Genomic DNA, 16881 nt, shown 5'->3' on the forward strand with positions numbered 1-16881 from the left:
GGGAGGGATTTTTTGATTCGGAACGAGGCTAATAAAGAAATAGAGACACAGCAATTTGGAAAGAAATGGATTGATTGCGTTGCTTTTTTCACACAAGTACTAACTGAAGAACAAATCTACACCTACGGGTATCAGTTTCTTCATGATATATCTGAATGGACCACCTCCGCTATTTTTGTTAAGCAGGATCATGAATACATCTGCAAAAGTCAAATAGGTGCATTCCCTGAGATCCCAAACCATGTTGCTACGGAAAAGTTAAAACAATGGCCTGTTTTACAGGGCAGGGTCCTTTATCATCCTTACATTAATTTTTTAAGTCCAGAATTTTGCCAAAAGAACCATGTACAATTAACAATTCCAATGATTGTTAAAGATGAATTAAAAGCCTTTGTGATTGTTACCTCCTCTCATGAAGCCTCATGCAATTTTTGGTCTGAGGTGGAAATAGAGTCCTTAAAGGATTTAGTAAATATGTCTCTAACTATGGCCACAGAACGGTCTAAGTTAAATCAAAGCCAAGAGGAACTAAATCAGCAAATTTTCAGCATGACTATGGCTGCCCAGTGCAGTCGTATGATTATGGCAGAAACCAACTTAGAACACTTGTATCGCCTGTGTATCGATGTTGTCCGGGAAATCACCACGAGCCGAGCCACTGGTTTTGGGCTCTACGATTCTACTGAAAAATCCATGAAAATAAAGAGTTTTCTTTCTTTAGATCACCAAGCATGCCATGCCTGCTCTTTTTCCGTGCATTCTGAATCAATACCTGGAGATCAGCGAATTTTTCATATAGATAAAGATCGAAAACTGCTAGAAAAAATATTTGTAAACCCTGAAGACCTCAAAGCATTAAATGTTGTCTATTTGTTTTTATTAGCTGATGAAACACTCTTAGGCTTTTTGAGTATTGGCGAGGCTGCTTCTGACAAAGAGTATGACGCCAGAACTTTAGAACAAATCGAAAGCGTTACAAAAGGAATCTATATCGCTATCCAAAACGCACTTCACATTCAAACCATCCACCTCCAAAAAGAGGAAATTGCCTCTCAATTAGATGCCATTAAACGTTTCAACCGCATGATGAAAAATGTTAACTCTTGCAATAGTCTAGATGAGTTGATAGAAATCACTTTACAAACCTTAGAATTTGGGTTCGGAATCAGCAAAGCCCTCTTTGTCCTAGGAAATCAACACCACCATAGCATTTGCAACGCTGGATATTCCCAGGAATCTACCCTTCAGTTATCAAGGCTATTTTGGGAGCGAAATCACAATGAATTTTTCTTTCAACAAGGAGAAGATGCTGCCAACCCTTATGTGCTTGTCTCTGACCAAACCCAACATAATGGTTTGATTATCGCCCCTATTGAAGTCGATTTAATATCTTCTGATGCTTCGCCACTGGGTTTTTTAGTCATCACTGGATTACCAGGAGCTGTCGATGAACAAACACTCCTAATTATTCAAACCTTCGCTAATACTATAGCCCCTATTTGCAAACACTTAAAGGAAAAATCAGATGACCAAACCCGCAAAACCGAAGATCAAGCAGTTGTTTTTTGGGAAATAATGGAAAATCATTTTTCAAACCAAGCAAATGATTTAACAACCCTTCAAATTTTCTATAAAAAATGGTTCAAAAAACCTTTTGATTCTATTGATCACCCTTTGTTACATGAATATCCTGAAGCCTTTTTCTTCGATAACTTAATCGTAGTAATAGAACGTGCTCCCGACACAGTATCTAGGCAAGATTTTGATGGCCACTTTTATCCCCGTTCCGCAGAAGAAGCAACTCAAATACTTCGTGGTGTTTTTTAGAAATATGATCGGTTTTCTAAATAATGGTAGTCAGGGTTGACATCCAGGCGTAGGTGAGGTACATTATTTCTATGTAATTTCATTCATCTTACCTGGTGCCTCTGTATCATTGGAGGATAATAGGGAATGGAGTGAAAAACTCCAACGGTCCCGCCACTGTAACCGAGGAATTAATCCGTATTAGCCCACTGCTTTCATAGGCCTGTGCCTTCAGAAAAGCGGGAAGGGACGGAAGCGTAAAGATCCGGAAGTCAGGAGACCTGCCAGATAAGCCATTTACCCACCATAGGGATTTTTATGTGGATCATGGTAACATCCTCAGCATTTTTGTGCTGAGGTTTTTTTATATTTAAATAGAATCACCCCTACCAAAACCAATTAATCAGGAGGAATGAATTAATGGAGACCTTACAAAACACAATTGCACACATTACAGATCTCGATTCAACATCTATGAAAGAATGCCAAGAAAAACTGGATAATTTAACCAAGCCACCAGGGAGTCTTGGCGTACTTGAAAAATTAGCTGTTCAATTAGCCGGCATCAGCGGAAATTCAGAACCTACCCTTGGCCCTAAAACCATTGTAGTGATGGCTGGAGATCATGGCGTTGTAGCCGAAGGAATAAGCGCCTTTCCACAAGAAGTAACTCCTCAAATGGTCGTAAATTTTTTGAACCAAGGAGCCGCTATTAACGTATTATGCAACCATGCTGGTGCAAATGTCTTGGTAGTAGATGTTGGGATCAATGCCCACCTTGAACATCCTGGGCTAATCTCTAAAAAAGTAATGATGGGCACCGAAAACATTGCCAAAGGACCAGCTATGAGCCGTGATCAAGCTATAAAAGCACTAGAAGTAGGCATCCACATCGCTGGTGAAGAAGTTGCAAAAGGCACCACCATCTTAGGAACCGGTGAGATGGGCATCGGAAATACAACTCCTAGCAGTGCTATTTTAGCAGCCTGCAGCAACATGCCTCTTAATACCCTAGTAGGACGTGGCAGTGGTATCCATGACGATGCACTGGTCAACAAAATCCGTGTTATTGCTCAAGCCTTGGAAATAAATAAACCAAATGTTAACGATGGTATTGATTTAGTAGCAAAAGTTGGCGGACTTGATATTGCAGCTATGGCTGGATTAATCCTAGGCGCCGCTGCCCATAATGTTCCCGTAGTCATAGATGGCTTCATCTCCAGTGCAGCTGCCCTTGTGGCAAGTCGCATTAGCCCAATGTGTGTTCCCTACATGATTGCTTCTCATTCTTCTGTGGAACCTGGTCATCAGCACGCTTTAAAACTACTGGGTCTCAAACCCATGCTAAATATGGATATGCGATTAGGAGAAGGTACCGGTGCCGCTTTAGCTCTTCCTCTTGTTGAAGCTTCTACAAAGATTCTTCATGAAATGGCTACCTTTGCAGACGCAGGTGTTTCGACATGTTCTTAACTGAACGACTAGAAGCATCTAACCTCAGTATTATTTAGCATAAATATTTCTTTATAAGGCCGTTGGAACCCACGACTCCATCGGCTTTATAAGTATTCTCTCCACCTCTACCAGAAGACACTGCGCCATTTTTCTCGCCCTATCTTACTCTATCTTTTGAACATAAAATCTTGCATCTTTTTCAAAACTATATCGTTCCCCATCAATGACTAGCAAATAAAGCGTATCACCCTGTATGCTGTAATGCATCACATTTGAATAAATTTCCTGTGTTTGTCTTTTGGGGTGATGTAACACCACTTGCTCTTTGGATCGAAACAGTACATAATCCTTATAAGAACTAGCATGCTTAACAATATCAAAATTCATTATCCATTCAAATAGCATTTCTTCATCATTAAAAACATACAGATTATAATCATAATCATAAAAAAAATTATATCCCCTTATAGATGTACCCAAATTTATCATGCTGCTATTCGGATTATTTAATATGGATCCTCTCGGAAAATCAGATCCTTCTACTTTGTTTACCAGTTGATAGTCCTCTAAACCAAACTGTATAATAGAATCTTCTGAAATAATATACAGAAAATTATTTTGCTTGAAAACCGAGTAAATCTCATTTTCTGTCTTAAAAAGAATCTCGTCATTTCCGTATACATGATATTCATGTTCATCTTCAACAATATAATAGACTGTATCGTTGATCTTTGCATAGTGATATGCATAATTACTTAATCCTAGTTTCTTCTCATTCTCCATGTTTCCAGACTCCAGATTCAGCCAACCAATATAGGCATGCGGCCTATCATGATCCATGCCATATCTATATCCTGCTAATACCCGATTATCTTCTAATGTGTCTGGCAACATTCCCAAGATTCCTTGATATACTTCATCAATCTCCCCTTGAACCAAGTCCACTTTATTAATTTTATTTCGATACTCTGTATAATAATAAGCATGGTTGTCCTTCACCAAGAAAAACTTAGCAAACCTCATATCATCAGATGTAGAAAGAATCTCTTTATCATTCCCTTCTATGCTTATATGGTAAAAAACATCTCCTCCACCATTACGACCATATGCATAAACCCTGTCGCCCCACATAAAATACCAGTTAGTTGTTTGATAATAACTCGAACTCGGTCTTGCAATTGACTCCAGTGGACTACCTCCTTCTTGAATACTAACCCACCATATCACCAGACTTATGATCCCTATAAAACACATATACCGAGGATGCCTTGTGCTTATTCTAATCATCAAAAATGTAATTGCCACAAAAACAAGACCAGAAATCCCTATGGCTATTGGTAAAAGCAAGTACATGATCCAAACAATCATATCTAGGGGAGGTAAAGAGAAATCCGTTCCTGAAGGTTTCAAAACTCGATATAAACTAATTACAATGAAGGATACAGCTATCAAACATACCACTAAATACATCACACTACTTTTACTTGTAATAGCCTCAAGATCCTCCTTGAAAACCTTTTCAACGATGTACTTAAAAACAATGGTCATGATACACATAAAGGGAATAGCCATAGCAATTAAAGAGATCAAGTTCCCACTATGACCAAAGATATCATTTATCTTCCCACTCAAAACCAAGGAGGCATAGGCGCTGCATAAATTTGCTATTAAAATTAGTAGGGATTTCCATATATTTTTTTTCATATCTCAACCCTTTCTTTAACTACTTTATCAACGAAGCACACTAACTAAAAGTCTCCCAGCCTACAGCTATTCACAGCCTAAAACCCCTGCCCATTCCCAAGCAGGGGTTTTTTAAAACGATTCGTATACTGGAATACTTCAATGAGCTGGATACAAGATTTCTTGTCCAGGAAAAATCAAGTTCGGATTGTTAAGTTCATTAATTTCTGCTAATTTTTCCCAAGTAGTCCTATGCTCTTCCGCAATTCTCCATAAAACTTCTCCTTCTTGAACCACATGGATATCACGTTCCATCATTGGCATTTCTGGCATAGGCTCTTCTGTGATAGGTTCTTCTTCAATGAGCTCTTCCATTTCAGGTTCTTCTACTTCAATAACATCTGCTTCGGATTCTTCTATTTCAAACGATTCTTCCAATGCTACAGTTGTAATCCTACCTTCAACTTCCGGCGCTACTTCTCCTCTCTCGCTTAAATAGTCCATAAAAGCTTCATCCATGGAAACAAAATCAGTAATGGTAAATGCTTCCACAAACATAGTCATTTCATCTCCACCGGCAGCTAAAAAATCATTGGTAGCCATCACATATTCTACATCCATCCCAAGAGGTTCTCCCCCAATAGTCACGTCGCTGATTCGTTGACCCTCTGGTTGATTTGGATCTATTGTATAGGTCATTCCCGACACATGGGCAAATTTACCAGCTGGTTCTGGATAGGCTGAAGCAGCTATTTCCAATGCTTCCAGTACCGAGTCTCCCGTCATTTTCTTTGTGACAACTCGATTTCCAAAAGGAAGTACGGTGATGATATCTTCTTTCGTAATATCACCTTCTGCAATGGAAGCACGAATTCCACCTCCGTTCGTAAAGGCAAAATCAGCATCCGTAGCCCAAACCATGGAATCTGTAATCAAATTCCCTAAATTTGTTTCTCCTGCACGAACCTGCTCCCGCTCTCCATCTAAATGAACCGTAGTCTTGCCCACCACTTCCGCCATGATTTCCTGCTGATTCTCAATTATTTTGTTCACTACGGCTACAACATCAGGATCTGGCTCTATCTCCATAGCCTCTTCTTTTTCGTATAACATGGCGGTAATTGAAGATACCTGACCATCCGTTAATGCAATTTCAACAACCCCTAAATTTTTAGTATATTCTTCAGCCATCACAATAAGGGTTTCCTCCACCATTAATCCTTCATCTAACTTATGATGGCTATGGCCATCTACGATTAAATGAATGCCTTCCACCTGCTCAGCAACCCCTATACTAGTCTCGTTTCGAAGGCTGCTTTCATCGATACCCAGATGTGCAAGAGCAATCATTACATCTACCTGATCTTCCAGCTCTGCTACCATTTCTGTCGCTGCCTCCACTGGATCTGTGAACAAAAGTCCTTGGGTTCCTGCCGGATGGCTTTTATATAAGGTTTCTGGCGTCGCTAAACCAAAAACGCCAACACTAAATCCATCAAATTCATAAATCATATAAGGCGGTAAAAAATAATCCCCCGTTTCCTCAACCATAATATTGGCGGCAATCACTGGAAAATCTGCCATTTCATCCAGTTCTAGTAACCTTTCCTTTCCATAGTTAAACTCATGGTTTCCTGCCACTAAAAGATCATAGCCGATCTCATTCATAATACGTATGATGCTGGCGCCTCTTTCAATGGTAGCCACTGGCATTCCGTGTACCGCATCGCCAGCATCCAACAACAGTACATTCTCATTTTCTGCCCGGTACTGATTAACCAAAGCACCTACCCGATCCAGCCCCATTCCATCAAATCGACCTTCCAGCACCCGACCATGAATATCATTGGTGTGCAATACCACTAAGGTATGTTCTTGCTCGTCAGCAAAAACCACCAAGGTGCTGAAACTGCTGAAAACCATTAGACATGCCAGGAACAAAACCAGATACTTTCGTCTCATAAAAGCGTGCTTCATACTTTTTTCCTCCTTTTATTGTTTGATATATGACAATCACAGGCCTTTATGCCTTTTGTCACTATTCATGTACTTTTCTTACTTTTCTGATGATGCTCGTCTATTGTATCATTTTCCTATGGTTTTAGATATCCATTTCATTCAGTAAATCCCTCAATCGAAGCAATTCTTCTTCTGTTAAGGTTAGGCCTTTTCCCATTTTTTCATTGTCTGGCGCCCAATCTCTTAAATCATATTTCGCTTCACGACTATTCCAACTTACTAAATTCAGTTCTTTTTTCCATCCTCTACTGGATTCAGAAATCACTCCGTACTTCTTTTCAATCTCATAGTTTATAGATGCCATCCTACTCATTCCTTTCATCACTAATAAGTTTGTATCACCATTTTAATAGAACCTCTCCTCATTACTCTACCATAAAATCCTTGCTTTACGAGAAACTTTCAGCGCATACTTGTCTAAGAATGGGTATCATAAGAAAGAAAAATATTTCAACCTAAATCTGAGGAAGTGTTGATATGAAAAAATCACAGGAACTTAATGTCATAAAAGTTGGATACCTTACCCTTATGAGCCTGTTATTCCTAACGTTCCTTGTCATTCTATACTCCAGTAAGCAAGTACAAGATAACTACAAAGTCATGCAAGAAGAGCATATGGAAATTATCATGAAAGGGAGTGAATTAAAAAGTTTACTCTCTGAGCAACAGATTCAATTGGTCCGATATATGGATGAAAGAAGCTCTTCTAGCTATTATTATATAGCAAATATTCAGCATGATATTCATCAAAAACTCGCTGATTTAGGAAAGCTTCAACCAGATTCACACAACAAGAGTTACTACGAAAGGCTGGTGAGAACCCTTGAAGCTACAGACCATCCGTTAGAGATAGTATTGAGCCGAACCACAACGGATGAGTCCCAACGATACAATGCTTTTGTATCTTTTGTTAGCTCCATCAATCTCGCTACTAATTTCACAGATCGAATTATTTTGCATCAATACGAGCTTTACACTGAACAAAGAATTTCAAATGAAAAAAACATCGATTTTGCCAGAGAAATCACCTTATTAGGAGTTCTTACGGTTTTTTTTGGCGCTTTCTATTTTTATCGATTTTTAACAACAAATGTTACTATCATGGATGATCAAGGAAAAAAAGATAGCCTTACAGGTTTGTATAACAAGCGATACTTAGAGAAATTAATGACCTACTATCGTGAAAACAAGTATGATCTTTCCATTCATATGGTTATTATGGATCTTGATTATTTTAAAAAAATAAACGATCAACATGGCCATGTTGTGGGAGATCAGGTGATTAAAAGTGTAGCCAATATTATTCTTAGCTCTTTTCGGAAAGACGATTATGTTTTTCGATTTGGCGGCGAAGAATTTCTTGTCCTTCTATCCAACATGAAAGACCAAGAAGTTTATCAAATATGTGAAAGAATGCGTAAAACCCTTGAAAGCAAAATAATTGAAGTAAATGACCTTACCTTGAACCTTACGATCACCATCGGTTTTTCTAAAGGAAGTGTTCAAGAGGACTATTTAATGGTTTTAGAAAAAGCAGATCATCATTTATACCTCGGAAAAAACAACGGCCGTAATCAAACTGTTTGGGAAGGATCCAAAAACCTATCAAATGAGAATTTATAGCACACTCTTCACACTACATGCATCCTTTCCCCATAGATACCAAAGCTTCAAAAGCACTTTTAGGACTTGTTCAATTCATCTTTTAATCTTCTCCAATGAGGAATAAATGAATCCATATGTGCTTTAAAATCGTCATTGTGATATTTTTCCAACAAATGAGTCATCTCATGAACAATAATATATTCTAGGTAGTCTGTCTTTTTCTTGGCCAGTTCTAAATTAATCCATATTCGCTTGTCTCGGATATTGCAGGTACCCCATTTGGTCTTCATACGTTTCACACGCCATTCCTTAACATTTACACCCATTATAGGTACCCACTTTGCTATATACGCTGGAATTTTTCCCTGAAGAAATCCCCTATAAAACTCGTGCATCAATCGCTGACGGCTTTCCATCCTTGTATTTGGCCGAATATGCATTTCTATGGTATCTGCACCAGTTACTTTTACCTGTTGTTTTCCCCTTTTTATAAAAACAATGTTTAATCTATAGACCTGTCCCCCTAAAGTATGCATTTCTCCAGAAACATAACACTTTTCAGGCTCTATCTTAAAAGCCTTGGACTGGACTTCTATTTGCTTTTCTTTAATCCATGCCATTTTCGATCGAATAAACGAATCTAATACATGGATTTTCAAGGTTTCAGGAATCGATGCCCTCACTTTCCCTGCTGGTGGACAAATTCTAAGATTTATGTTTTTAATGTTTTTTCGAACTACTTCCACTTCAATGTCCGCATCAGGAAACTGAAGGATTTCTTCTTCTACCATGGTTTTATCCCTTCCTATAAAATCATATTTACACTCTTCTTATTGTATTCCATTGGCATTTCCATTCCCACGACCCAAGGGTTTTGATTAATTCAACACAATTTTCTCAATAATCCTCTCTTCACCCTAACATAAACGGAACAACTCTGATACAATATAATTGAAGGATTCGCTATTTTTATAGATCTTAACAAAATCACTTTAAACTAAAGGAGAGATACCATGCCCTATTATGTAGCGTATTTAGAAACGATCAACAAAGAAAAAGACAAAGAACTCCTTGCTGAGCACAAAGCCTACCTTCAACATTATTTGGATACGGGTGAAATCTATGCAAAAGGTCCTTTTTTAGATCATAGCGGCGGCTTGATTATCTATCAAACAAAAACCCGTGAAGAGGCTTATGCCATCGCAACAAAGGATCCTGTCATTAAGAATCAATCTCGAAAAATGATCTTTAAAGAATGGAAAAGCACCTTACCAGAATAAGGTGCTTTCGTCATGGCCTTTCTCTCTAAAAATCTTCTGTCCCAAACTTCCCATCACGATAATCACGGAATGCCTGATCCAACTCTTCTTTTGTATTCATGACGAATGGTCCGCCTGCAACAGCCGGCTCTTCTAAAGGCTCTCCACTAAGGACAATGAGTCTTGCTCCCTCTGCACCAGCCGTTAGGTGTATTTGTCCACTTTGGTTTTCAAAAAGAACAAAGTCCTTATGCCTACAATTCGTCTCATTTATTTCAGCATGACCTCCGGTTAAAAGCATTCCTGTGTTGTATCCTTCTGGCTCCTGAAATACAATGCTCTTTCCACTTTTAACATCCATCCAATAGATATTCATGGGCGAATAGGTCATGGCAGGGCCCTTCACACCTTGAAATTCTCCTGCCACTACCGTGGCATCTCCTGCACCGTCTGGAAATTCCAATTTTCCTAGCTTATTATTAGGAAGGTCTTGATAACGCCCTGGAACAAACTTATCTTTTTTAGGCAAATTCACCCATAACTGAATCATGTGAAACATTCCACCTTGATTCAAAAACTCTTTTTCATGGTATTCCTTATGCATAATTCCGCCACCAGCCGTCATCCACTGAACATCGCCAGGATAAATAACGCCGTGATTCCCAGCATTGTCATGATGTTCCACAGCACCTTCAAAAGCAAAGGTAACTGTTTCTATTCCCCTATGAGGATGGGGTCCAATTCCCCTAGATGTGGTAGAGGGAGAAAATTCCCTTGGAACATTATAGTCCATCAACGCAAAAGGAGAGAAACGATCTATCAAGTTTTTACCTCCAGGAAAATAGTTCCTAACTCGGAATCCATTCCCTACCCAATGTTCCTTTTCCACCACAAATTTGTCTTCGATTGGTCTCACCTTCAACATCCCAACACCCCTTTAATTTATTTTGCATCGGTTCCTCTTATCACGGTTTTGTCTGAATCAAAATTTCTTGAATGGGTTTACGCAACCCAGGATTTTCATTCTTTTGAAGTGCCGGACTTAATTCCTCTTTGTTGCCATAATAGCCCATGGCCACTGCTGCAACAATGGAAATGTTTTCTCCGAGGCCAAAAGTCTGCCGAGTGGCCTCAGCGTTGAATCCAGCCATAGCATGCGTATGCAATCCTCTTCGCTGAGCTTCCAGACTCAAATATCCCCAAGAGGTGCCCGCATCAAAAAGATGCCAGTGATTCTCTTTGTCATTCTTAGCAAATCGTTGATTAGAGGTAATCATCATCAGTACAGGTGCCTTAGCTGCCCACTCTCGATTGGCTTCTACTAGGACGTCCAGAATTTTCTGGTAGTCATCTTGTCCCTTTGCTGCAACAATATAGCGCCAAGGCTGTTCGTTAAAGCAAGATGGTGCGTAACGAGCTGCTTCTAGCACACCCATTATATCTTCTTCCGATACAGGACGATGAGGATCAAAAGCTCGGGGTGACCACCGCGTTTTCATTTCTTGAAGAATTTCGTAATCAAACCTTCGTGTTGACATTTTTCCTCCTCCATTCATTCAATTCATTTTTCTATCGATATCAGATGCTTTAGAACTACTTATACTGGTACACTTCTTCTTCGCGAAAATGTTTTTCAATCACATTTTCGCCATTATCCACAACATTATTCTATATACCCTTATTTTTATTTTTTATAGGCTTCCCCCCTGATATATAAGATCTCCTACTAAATCTTTTCTGTATACAACAAACATACCAACCAAATAAACACCGTATCCATCATTTAAAAATCTTCCTTCGAATTTATACATACCATGGGCTCAATCTATTTCCTTATCCTAATAACTCAAAGAACCTGTCAAATAATTGACAGGTTCTTAAAGCCTTATTTTTTCCCTATGTTCATCAAAATATGGTGCTACTGTTTTGGAACAAAATCTGGTACGGTTCCTGTTACCGCCACTTGGCCTGCTATATAGCCATGAACTGCGGCATCAGGAATGGCATTGGAGCCTAATCGATTTGTACCATGAACGCCTCCGGTTACTTCTCCTGCTGCGTAGAAACCTGGAATCACATTGCCCCAGATATCCTGTACTTCTGTTCGTTCTGTAATGGTCAATCCTCCCATAGTATGATGCACCGACGGCCACTGCGGAATGGCATAGTAAGGTCCTTTTTCGATTTTAAGCATCACACCTTTATCAATTACTTTTCCGAATTCAGGGTCATGACCATCTTCGATAAATCCATTATGTTGCTGGATTGTTTCTTTCAATACATCAGCCGACATTGCAATTCCATGATCCGCATACTGGTGGCTATTGATGATTTGTGTTAGTTCTTCCAGACTATCTGCTTTAAAGATACGATCAGCTTCAATACCGTTGCTTAATTGTGTTTCAGAAATAAATCCTCCATCTTCTACGATTTCCTGTCCAAAAATAGAGAAGGTTGGAAATCCGCCACTTTGCTGGGCCGCTCTGGAGCATACATCTCGCCGTTCCCCTTCATTAACATAGCGCTTTCCATATTCATCCACATATACAATTCCTGCACTAGGACCACTAAATGGAATAACCGCATAAGCGTCTAAAACGCCATTATTAGGATTAGCAAAAGGATACAACTGAATGTATGGCATATGGGTTGTGTTAGCCCCAATCGCTTGGGCCATTGTAATTCCTTCACCTGTTGCCCCTACGTGATTGGTTGTAGGAATATCCGCAGTCAGCGATGGCACATGCTTGGATCGCATATCTACGTTTCCACTAAATCCACCTGTGGCAAGAATAACTGCTTTTTCTGCCTTAACATTTTTAATGCCGTCTTTAGTCTCTACTTCAATGCCGACAACACGACCATTTTCTCCACCTTCACGGAAAATTTGGGTCATTTCTGTATTCAGCATAATAGTTGCCTCTGTGTCTTCTAACATCTGTTTTTGTATCTGTACAATATCAGCGCCTACGCCATTGATAGTGGTATAGGTACGATACCCATAATGGCCACCTGGACGTGTAATGGATTCTCGCACTTCAAGGCCATTTTCCAGCATCATGTCAAGAAAGAAAGGTGCTCCATACACAAAATTTCGAACAAGTTTTTCATCGCTTAGATAGTCTCCACCCACAATCGTATCTTCGATATGCTTTTCTGCTGTATCTGGCTCAAGATCAAGTTTATCATAGAGTTCATCCGCTATGCTGCTCGTATAGGAAGCATAAACCCCTCCGTTAATCTGTGAGTTTCCTCCTAACACTGGCATTTTATCGATAAGTAATGTTTCCGCTCCATGTTCTACAGCACTATAGGCAGCCGCAAGACCAGCAAAGCCACCACCTATCACCACCGTATCATAGGTCATATCCCAGGTTTCTGGCAATTGACCACTTGCCATCTCTGTGCGTCTCCCTGTGGTAGCTTCACCTGCGTCTCCCTTAGCAAGATCAAACTCGTCTGCCAAACCACCAGCTTCTTCAATAGCCTGTCGTACCGCATCCAAAATAGCTTGACTGGTCATCGTAGCCCCTGTGATCGTATCTACACCAAGATTCTGCTCTGCTACAATAAGTGCTGGTAATTCCTCCAAAGCCGCATCCGATACGCCTGGAGTTTCTTCATGTTCGATAATTTCCACTGTCTGAATCTCTGTTTCTCCTAAAACAACCTTGACTTTCATGGGGTTGTACCCATTTACTTCCATTGTATATTCGCCTGGGGTCATTGCCGTTATAACCTTGCCCTCATCGGCATCATTCACCTCTGACGTTCCACAGCCTACCATAGATCCTAAGAGACATAAAACCATTAATAGAGAAAATATTTTTTTAGTACGTTTCATTTTGCTCCTCCTTCATGTATTGGTTCACAAACAAATGGATCAACAAATGCTACTACTTGTACCAGGTGCTGGCCACTTCACCTCATACCAGTTAGTAAAGCCTATTGTTAATCCTATAACAGTGTACTCTATCAAGCTACTTGATATTCAACCCCATCTATACACATAAGGAAAAGTCTGGCTTTTCACTGTTTTCTGATGGGTATCCACAGGTCAATATATTGTCTATGGACTGCTACCTCCTGTTCAGTATTCTGCTGGCTTTCAGAAAATATAATTTGTCCCCAGGGATCTCCTTCTATCTCCATTTCTTCTTTTTCTAAGAAAGGCAAGTCTTTGTTGGTAATATTTAAAGATGCTATTTCATTGCTTTTAGCCGCAATCACTGTGTGTATGCAAAGTTTACTAGGCATCAGACATGTTGTTTTTAAATCCAAAAGACCATATTTTTCGGCAAGAAGCTGATCGATAGAGAATCCTTTGTGCTTCCGCTTTAAGATTTTTTCTTTGTGTAGCTGAGGCCCATCATAAAAGGCTGTAATTTTAGAAAGTGGAAGTGCATTCACCCATGTCATGGTATCTGAGACAAGCTCTTGTTTAAGATCATTATTGGGCTGGCTGTAAAAAATAGCCATGGGAGGAGAATGACAAACCACATACTGATTCATAAGGTCGTCTAAAGTCCTTATCTTTCTTCGGTAATCATCTATAGTGGCTGCCACCATTTGTAAATGATTGATTTTATCCTTTGTTTCTTCATATTTTCTATCCAGAGTCTCTGCAATTTTTTTCGTAGTCGAATTGGAAAATTGGGCTACCACTTCATTAATTCGATAGCCCATTGCCATGTATTTACGTGCACTTATAAGCCTAGAGATAGCTTCTTCATCATAATGACGCCACCCATTATCATCTTTCCTAGGGTTGATAATCCCTTTTTCTTCATAAAATCGTACTGCCTGACGGGTAAATCCAAGAATACGGGAAACATGTCCGATCGAAAACACCATTCACAGCCTCCTTTTTCGTCAATAAAATGTCCTTAAAAAACAAGAAAAAGCTATACAAAACTAAGCTGTCTTTTTTCCAAAATCCAGATGATAATTGGATAAACCCTTGAACACACTCTGGGCAACGAGTCCTGTCAGTGTTCCTGTTACAACACCAGCAATAATCAATACAGGCAGATACAAAAGCAACCCACGGGTCTGTACCACTAGCATGGCCATAAGAATCTGGCCAATATTATGAAATACAGCACCTAACACACTGACACCTACTATACTAAAGCCACTGTGCTGCTGCATCCAATACATAGCCATAAGACTAAGCACCCCACCTGAAAAGCTGTAAAGTGCTCCCGAGAAACCAGCAAATAGTATCCCACTTAGTAGCACTTTTAGCAACATTAAGTTCATTGTATTTTTCCAGTTCATCATATACAAACCATACAACAATACAGTGTTAGCCAGTCCCATTTTTATCCCTGGTATCGTTGAAGAAATGGGAATTAATCGTTCTATATAACCAAGGATCAGAGCTAGGCTTGTTAAAATACCCATAGTTGTAATGATACGTGTATTCATGCTATTCACCCCCAACAAGTTCAATGGACACCTCATTGGGCAGACAGTAAACCCACGCTCCAAATAGACGTTGGCTTATGTTTTCAAAGGTAACTTCCCCCTGGTACATACAGTACTGATTATCACAGCTCGAATGAAGCATTGCAAACCCTTCTTTGGTGATTTCTATTTTGTTGCTTCGTCCATCTTGTTCAACCAAAACCACCTGTGGATCCTCTGTATCTATCCGTAAGTATTCTTCATCTTTCAGATAAATCACCACCTGAGGAGTCGCTGTTTCTAGTTCAAAAGCAGCACCACGAATAGCGATTAGGGCACCTATGGAACTAAGTAATAAAGCAAGAATCAATAGAACCTCTTTTCTTTTCATTGGATCACTCGTTTCATTAAATTTTATTCAACTCTTAAACCTTAATAGGAATTGCGTAAGCTAGTGTATCAAATTATAATTCATTAATCAAGAACTGCCTAGGAGCGGATCCTAGGCAGTTCTTGATTAATGGAAAAAAACCTATGGGACAACCATTATACTTCCTTACTTAAATGTTACGCCTTCGATTTCTTTGATGCCGAACCCTGGTTCATCTGGAATAGTGATTCGATAATGATCAAAGCCAACTCCCCCTTGAATTGGATCTTGAGCACATAACACTGGGCCATCTAAATCAATATGGGTAATAATTGATTTAGCGGCAGCAAGATGAGCCGCCGCCCCCACGCTTAACTTGCTTTCCAGCATACACCCAATCATGCATTCTATGTTGTAGATTTCTGCGATAGAAACAAGCCTCAAGGCATTTTTTATGCCACCAGTTTTCATCAGTTTAATGTTGACCATATCCGCACATCGATTCGTAATGATTTCCACCGCATCTTTGGGAGAAAAAACGCTTTCATCCGCTAGAATTTTTGACTGGACATGTTCCGTAACGTATTTTAACCCCACATGATCTTCGGCCTTTACAGGCTGTTCAATAAAGTCAATATTAAATCCTCTGGATTCCATACTTTTTATTGCCTGAACGGCTTCTTTTGGCGACCATCCCTGATTGGCATCCAGTCTCAAAGAAATGTCATCCCCAAGCGCTTCCCGGATTGCATCCATCCGCTTTATATCCAAACTTATATCTTTTCCTACCTTGATCTTCAATATAGAATATCCTTGTTCAACGGCTTTTAAGCTATCTTTCACCATTTCGTCTGGATCATTGACACTAATCGTAATATCCGTTTCTAAAACCTTTTTATGACCACCAAGGAGTTTATATACTGGTACTTTATAATATTGTCCGTAAAGATCATACAAAGCCATATCAACAGCAGCTTTTGCACTCTTGTTTCCTACTACGGATTTTTCCAATAAAAGCATCAGCTCTTCAAACTGTTCAATCGTCTTTCCTAAGATGCTGGGTTTAATATGTTCCTGAATTGCCCCTATAATGCCTCCAAACGTATCTCCTGTCACAGCACCGGTAGGAGGGGCTTCTCCGTAGCCCACAGCACCCTCGTCCGTTATGATTTTGATCACAACGTTTTCCAGGGCATCAACTCTCCTTAATGCTGTTTTAAAAGGGGTTACCAAAGGAACTTTTAATGTACCAATTTGTATATCTGCTATTTTCAT

The 16881-nt window shown here is 39.6% G+C and carries 15 protein-coding genes and 1 riboswitch; of the genes, 4 read left to right on the forward strand and 11 right to left on the reverse strand.

The window, feature by feature from the left end:
• Positions 1-12: 12 nt before the first annotated feature.
• Positions 13-1827 carry a hypothetical protein gene (locus tag ACZ47N_RS02820; protein WP_464887627.1) on the forward strand — a complete coding sequence of 605 codons (1815 nt, stop codon included), beginning with the start codon at positions 13-15 and terminating at the stop codon, positions 1825-1827.
• 76 nt (positions 1828-1903) lie between these two features.
• Positions 1904-2109, forward strand: a riboswitch (cobalamin riboswitch).
• Positions 2110-2226: 117 nt separating this feature from the next.
• Complete coding sequence (gene cobT / locus ACZ47N_RS02825; RefSeq protein WP_464887628.1) at positions 2227-3279, forward strand: nicotinate-nucleotide--dimethylbenzimidazole phosphoribosyltransferase; 1053 nt, start codon at positions 2227-2229, stop codon at positions 3277-3279.
• Between the two features lie 144 nt (positions 3280-3423).
• Here cobT and ACZ47N_RS02830 read toward each other — a convergent pair whose 3' ends face one another.
• From ACZ47N_RS02830 to ACZ47N_RS02840, 3 genes are all read right to left on the reverse strand, one after another.
• Positions 3424-4965 carry a hypothetical protein gene (locus tag ACZ47N_RS02830; RefSeq protein ID WP_464887629.1) on the reverse strand — a complete coding sequence of 514 codons (1542 nt, stop codon included), beginning with the start codon at positions 4963-4965 and terminating at the stop codon, positions 3424-3426.
• A 138-nt stretch (positions 4966-5103) separates the two neighbouring features.
• Positions 5104-6921, reverse strand: a complete 1818-nt coding sequence (locus ACZ47N_RS02835) for a 5'-nucleotidase C-terminal domain-containing protein (RefSeq protein WP_464887630.1) — start codon at positions 6919-6921, stop codon at positions 5104-5106.
• Positions 6922-7045: 124 nt separating this feature from the next.
• Positions 7046-7267: a YdbC family protein gene (locus ACZ47N_RS02840; RefSeq protein WP_464887631.1), complete on the reverse strand. Its 222-nt coding sequence runs from the start codon at positions 7265-7267 to the stop codon at positions 7046-7048.
• A gap of 173 nt (positions 7268-7440) precedes the next feature.
• On the opposite strand from ACZ47N_RS02840, the gene ACZ47N_RS02845 reads away from it, so the two are divergent.
• On the forward strand, positions 7441-8586 hold the full coding sequence (locus ACZ47N_RS02845) for a GGDEF domain-containing protein (RefSeq protein WP_464887632.1): 1146 nt from the start codon (positions 7441-7443) through the stop codon (positions 8584-8586).
• Positions 8587-8645: 59 nt separating this feature from the next.
• Here the strand turns inward: ACZ47N_RS02845 and ACZ47N_RS02850 are convergent, their stop codons facing one another.
• Positions 8646-9359 (reverse strand): M48 family metallopeptidase, encoded by a 714-nt coding sequence (locus ACZ47N_RS02850; RefSeq protein WP_464887633.1) that lies wholly within the window; start codon positions 9357-9359, stop codon positions 8646-8648.
• 222 nt (positions 9360-9581) lie between these two features.
• Here ACZ47N_RS02850 and ACZ47N_RS02855 point away from each other — a divergent pair, with 222 nt between their 5' ends.
• Positions 9582-9848: a YciI family protein gene (locus ACZ47N_RS02855; protein WP_464887634.1), complete on the forward strand. Its 267-nt coding sequence runs from the start codon at positions 9582-9584 to the stop codon at positions 9846-9848.
• A gap of 25 nt (positions 9849-9873) precedes the next feature.
• Here ACZ47N_RS02855 and ACZ47N_RS02860 read toward each other — a convergent pair whose 3' ends face one another.
• From ACZ47N_RS02860 to ACZ47N_RS02890, 7 genes are all read right to left on the reverse strand, one after another.
• Entirely contained in the window at positions 9874-10752 is an 879-nt protein-coding gene (locus ACZ47N_RS02860; RefSeq protein ID WP_464887635.1) for a pirin family protein, read from the reverse strand.
• A 40-nt stretch (positions 10753-10792) separates the two neighbouring features.
• On the reverse strand, positions 10793-11365 hold the full coding sequence (locus ACZ47N_RS02865; protein ID WP_464887636.1) for a nitroreductase family protein: 573 nt from the start codon (positions 11363-11365) through the stop codon (positions 10793-10795).
• A gap of 380 nt (positions 11366-11745) precedes the next feature.
• Complete coding sequence (locus ACZ47N_RS02870; RefSeq protein WP_464887637.1) at positions 11746-13671, reverse strand: flavocytochrome c; 1926 nt, start codon at positions 13669-13671, stop codon at positions 11746-11748.
• A gap of 185 nt (positions 13672-13856) precedes the next feature.
• A complete protein-coding gene (locus ACZ47N_RS02875) occupies positions 13857-14681 on the reverse strand; it encodes a MerR family transcriptional regulator (RefSeq protein WP_464887638.1) in 825 nt (274 codons plus the stop codon).
• 60 nt (positions 14682-14741) lie between these two features.
• Entirely contained in the window at positions 14742-15257 is a 516-nt protein-coding gene (locus tag ACZ47N_RS02880) for a Gx transporter family protein (RefSeq protein ID WP_464887639.1), read from the reverse strand.
• 1 nt (position 15258) lies between these two features.
• On the reverse strand, positions 15259-15627 hold the full coding sequence (locus ACZ47N_RS02885) for a NusG domain II-containing protein (protein ID WP_464887640.1): 369 nt from the start codon (positions 15625-15627) through the stop codon (positions 15259-15261).
• Positions 15628-15792: 165 nt separating this feature from the next.
• Positions 15793-16881 carry a dipeptide epimerase gene (locus ACZ47N_RS02890; RefSeq protein ID WP_464887641.1) on the reverse strand — a complete coding sequence of 363 codons (1089 nt, stop codon included), beginning with the start codon at positions 16879-16881 and terminating at the stop codon, positions 15793-15795.

Source organism: Tindallia texcoconensis (assembly GCF_055383815.1).

What these genes read in the sequence shown, in the direction of transcription:
- cobT (WP_464887628.1), top strand. Translation starts at nt 2,227, where the DNA reads ATGGAGACCTTACAAAACACAATTGCACACATTACAGATCTCGATTCA.
- ACZ47N_RS02845 (WP_464887632.1), top strand. Translation starts at nt 7,441, where the DNA reads ATGAAAAAATCACAGGAACTTAATGTCATAAAAGTTGGATACCTTACC.
- ACZ47N_RS02835 (WP_464887630.1), bottom strand. Translation starts at nt 6,921, where the DNA reads ATGAAGCACGCTTTTATGAGACGAAAGTATCTGGTTTTGTTCCTGGCA.
- ACZ47N_RS02875 (WP_464887638.1), bottom strand. Translation starts at nt 14,681, where the DNA reads ATGGTGTTTTCGATCGGACATGTTTCCCGTATTCTTGGATTTACCCGT.
- ACZ47N_RS02885 (WP_464887640.1), bottom strand. Translation starts at nt 15,627, where the DNA reads ATGAAAAGAAAAGAGGTTCTATTGATTCTTGCTTTATTACTTAGTTCC.
- ACZ47N_RS02840 (WP_464887631.1), bottom strand. Translation starts at nt 7,267, where the DNA reads ATGGCATCTATAAACTATGAGATTGAAAAGAAGTACGGAGTGATTTCT.
- ACZ47N_RS02890 (WP_464887641.1), bottom strand. Translation starts at nt 16,881, where the DNA reads ATGAAAATAGCAGATATACAAATTGGTACATTAAAAGTTCCTTTGGTA.
- ACZ47N_RS02880 (WP_464887639.1), bottom strand. Translation starts at nt 15,257, where the DNA reads ATGAATACACGTATCATTACAACTATGGGTATTTTAACAAGCCTAGCT.
- ACZ47N_RS02860 (WP_464887635.1), bottom strand. Translation starts at nt 10,752, where the DNA reads ATGTTGAAGGTGAGACCAATCGAAGACAAATTTGTGGTGGAAAAGGAA.
- ACZ47N_RS02865 (WP_464887636.1), bottom strand. Translation starts at nt 11,365, where the DNA reads ATGTCAACACGAAGGTTTGATTACGAAATTCTTCAAGAAATGAAAACG.
- ACZ47N_RS02850 (WP_464887633.1), bottom strand. Translation starts at nt 9,359, where the DNA reads ATGGTAGAAGAAGAAATCCTTCAGTTTCCTGATGCGGACATTGAAGTG.
- ACZ47N_RS02830 (WP_464887629.1), bottom strand. Translation starts at nt 4,965, where the DNA reads ATGAAAAAAAATATATGGAAATCCCTACTAATTTTAATAGCAAATTTA.
- ACZ47N_RS02855 (WP_464887634.1), top strand. Translation starts at nt 9,582, where the DNA reads ATGCCCTATTATGTAGCGTATTTAGAAACGATCAACAAAGAAAAAGAC.
- ACZ47N_RS02870 (WP_464887637.1), bottom strand. Translation starts at nt 13,671, where the DNA reads ATGAAACGTACTAAAAAAATATTTTCTCTATTAATGGTTTTATGTCTC.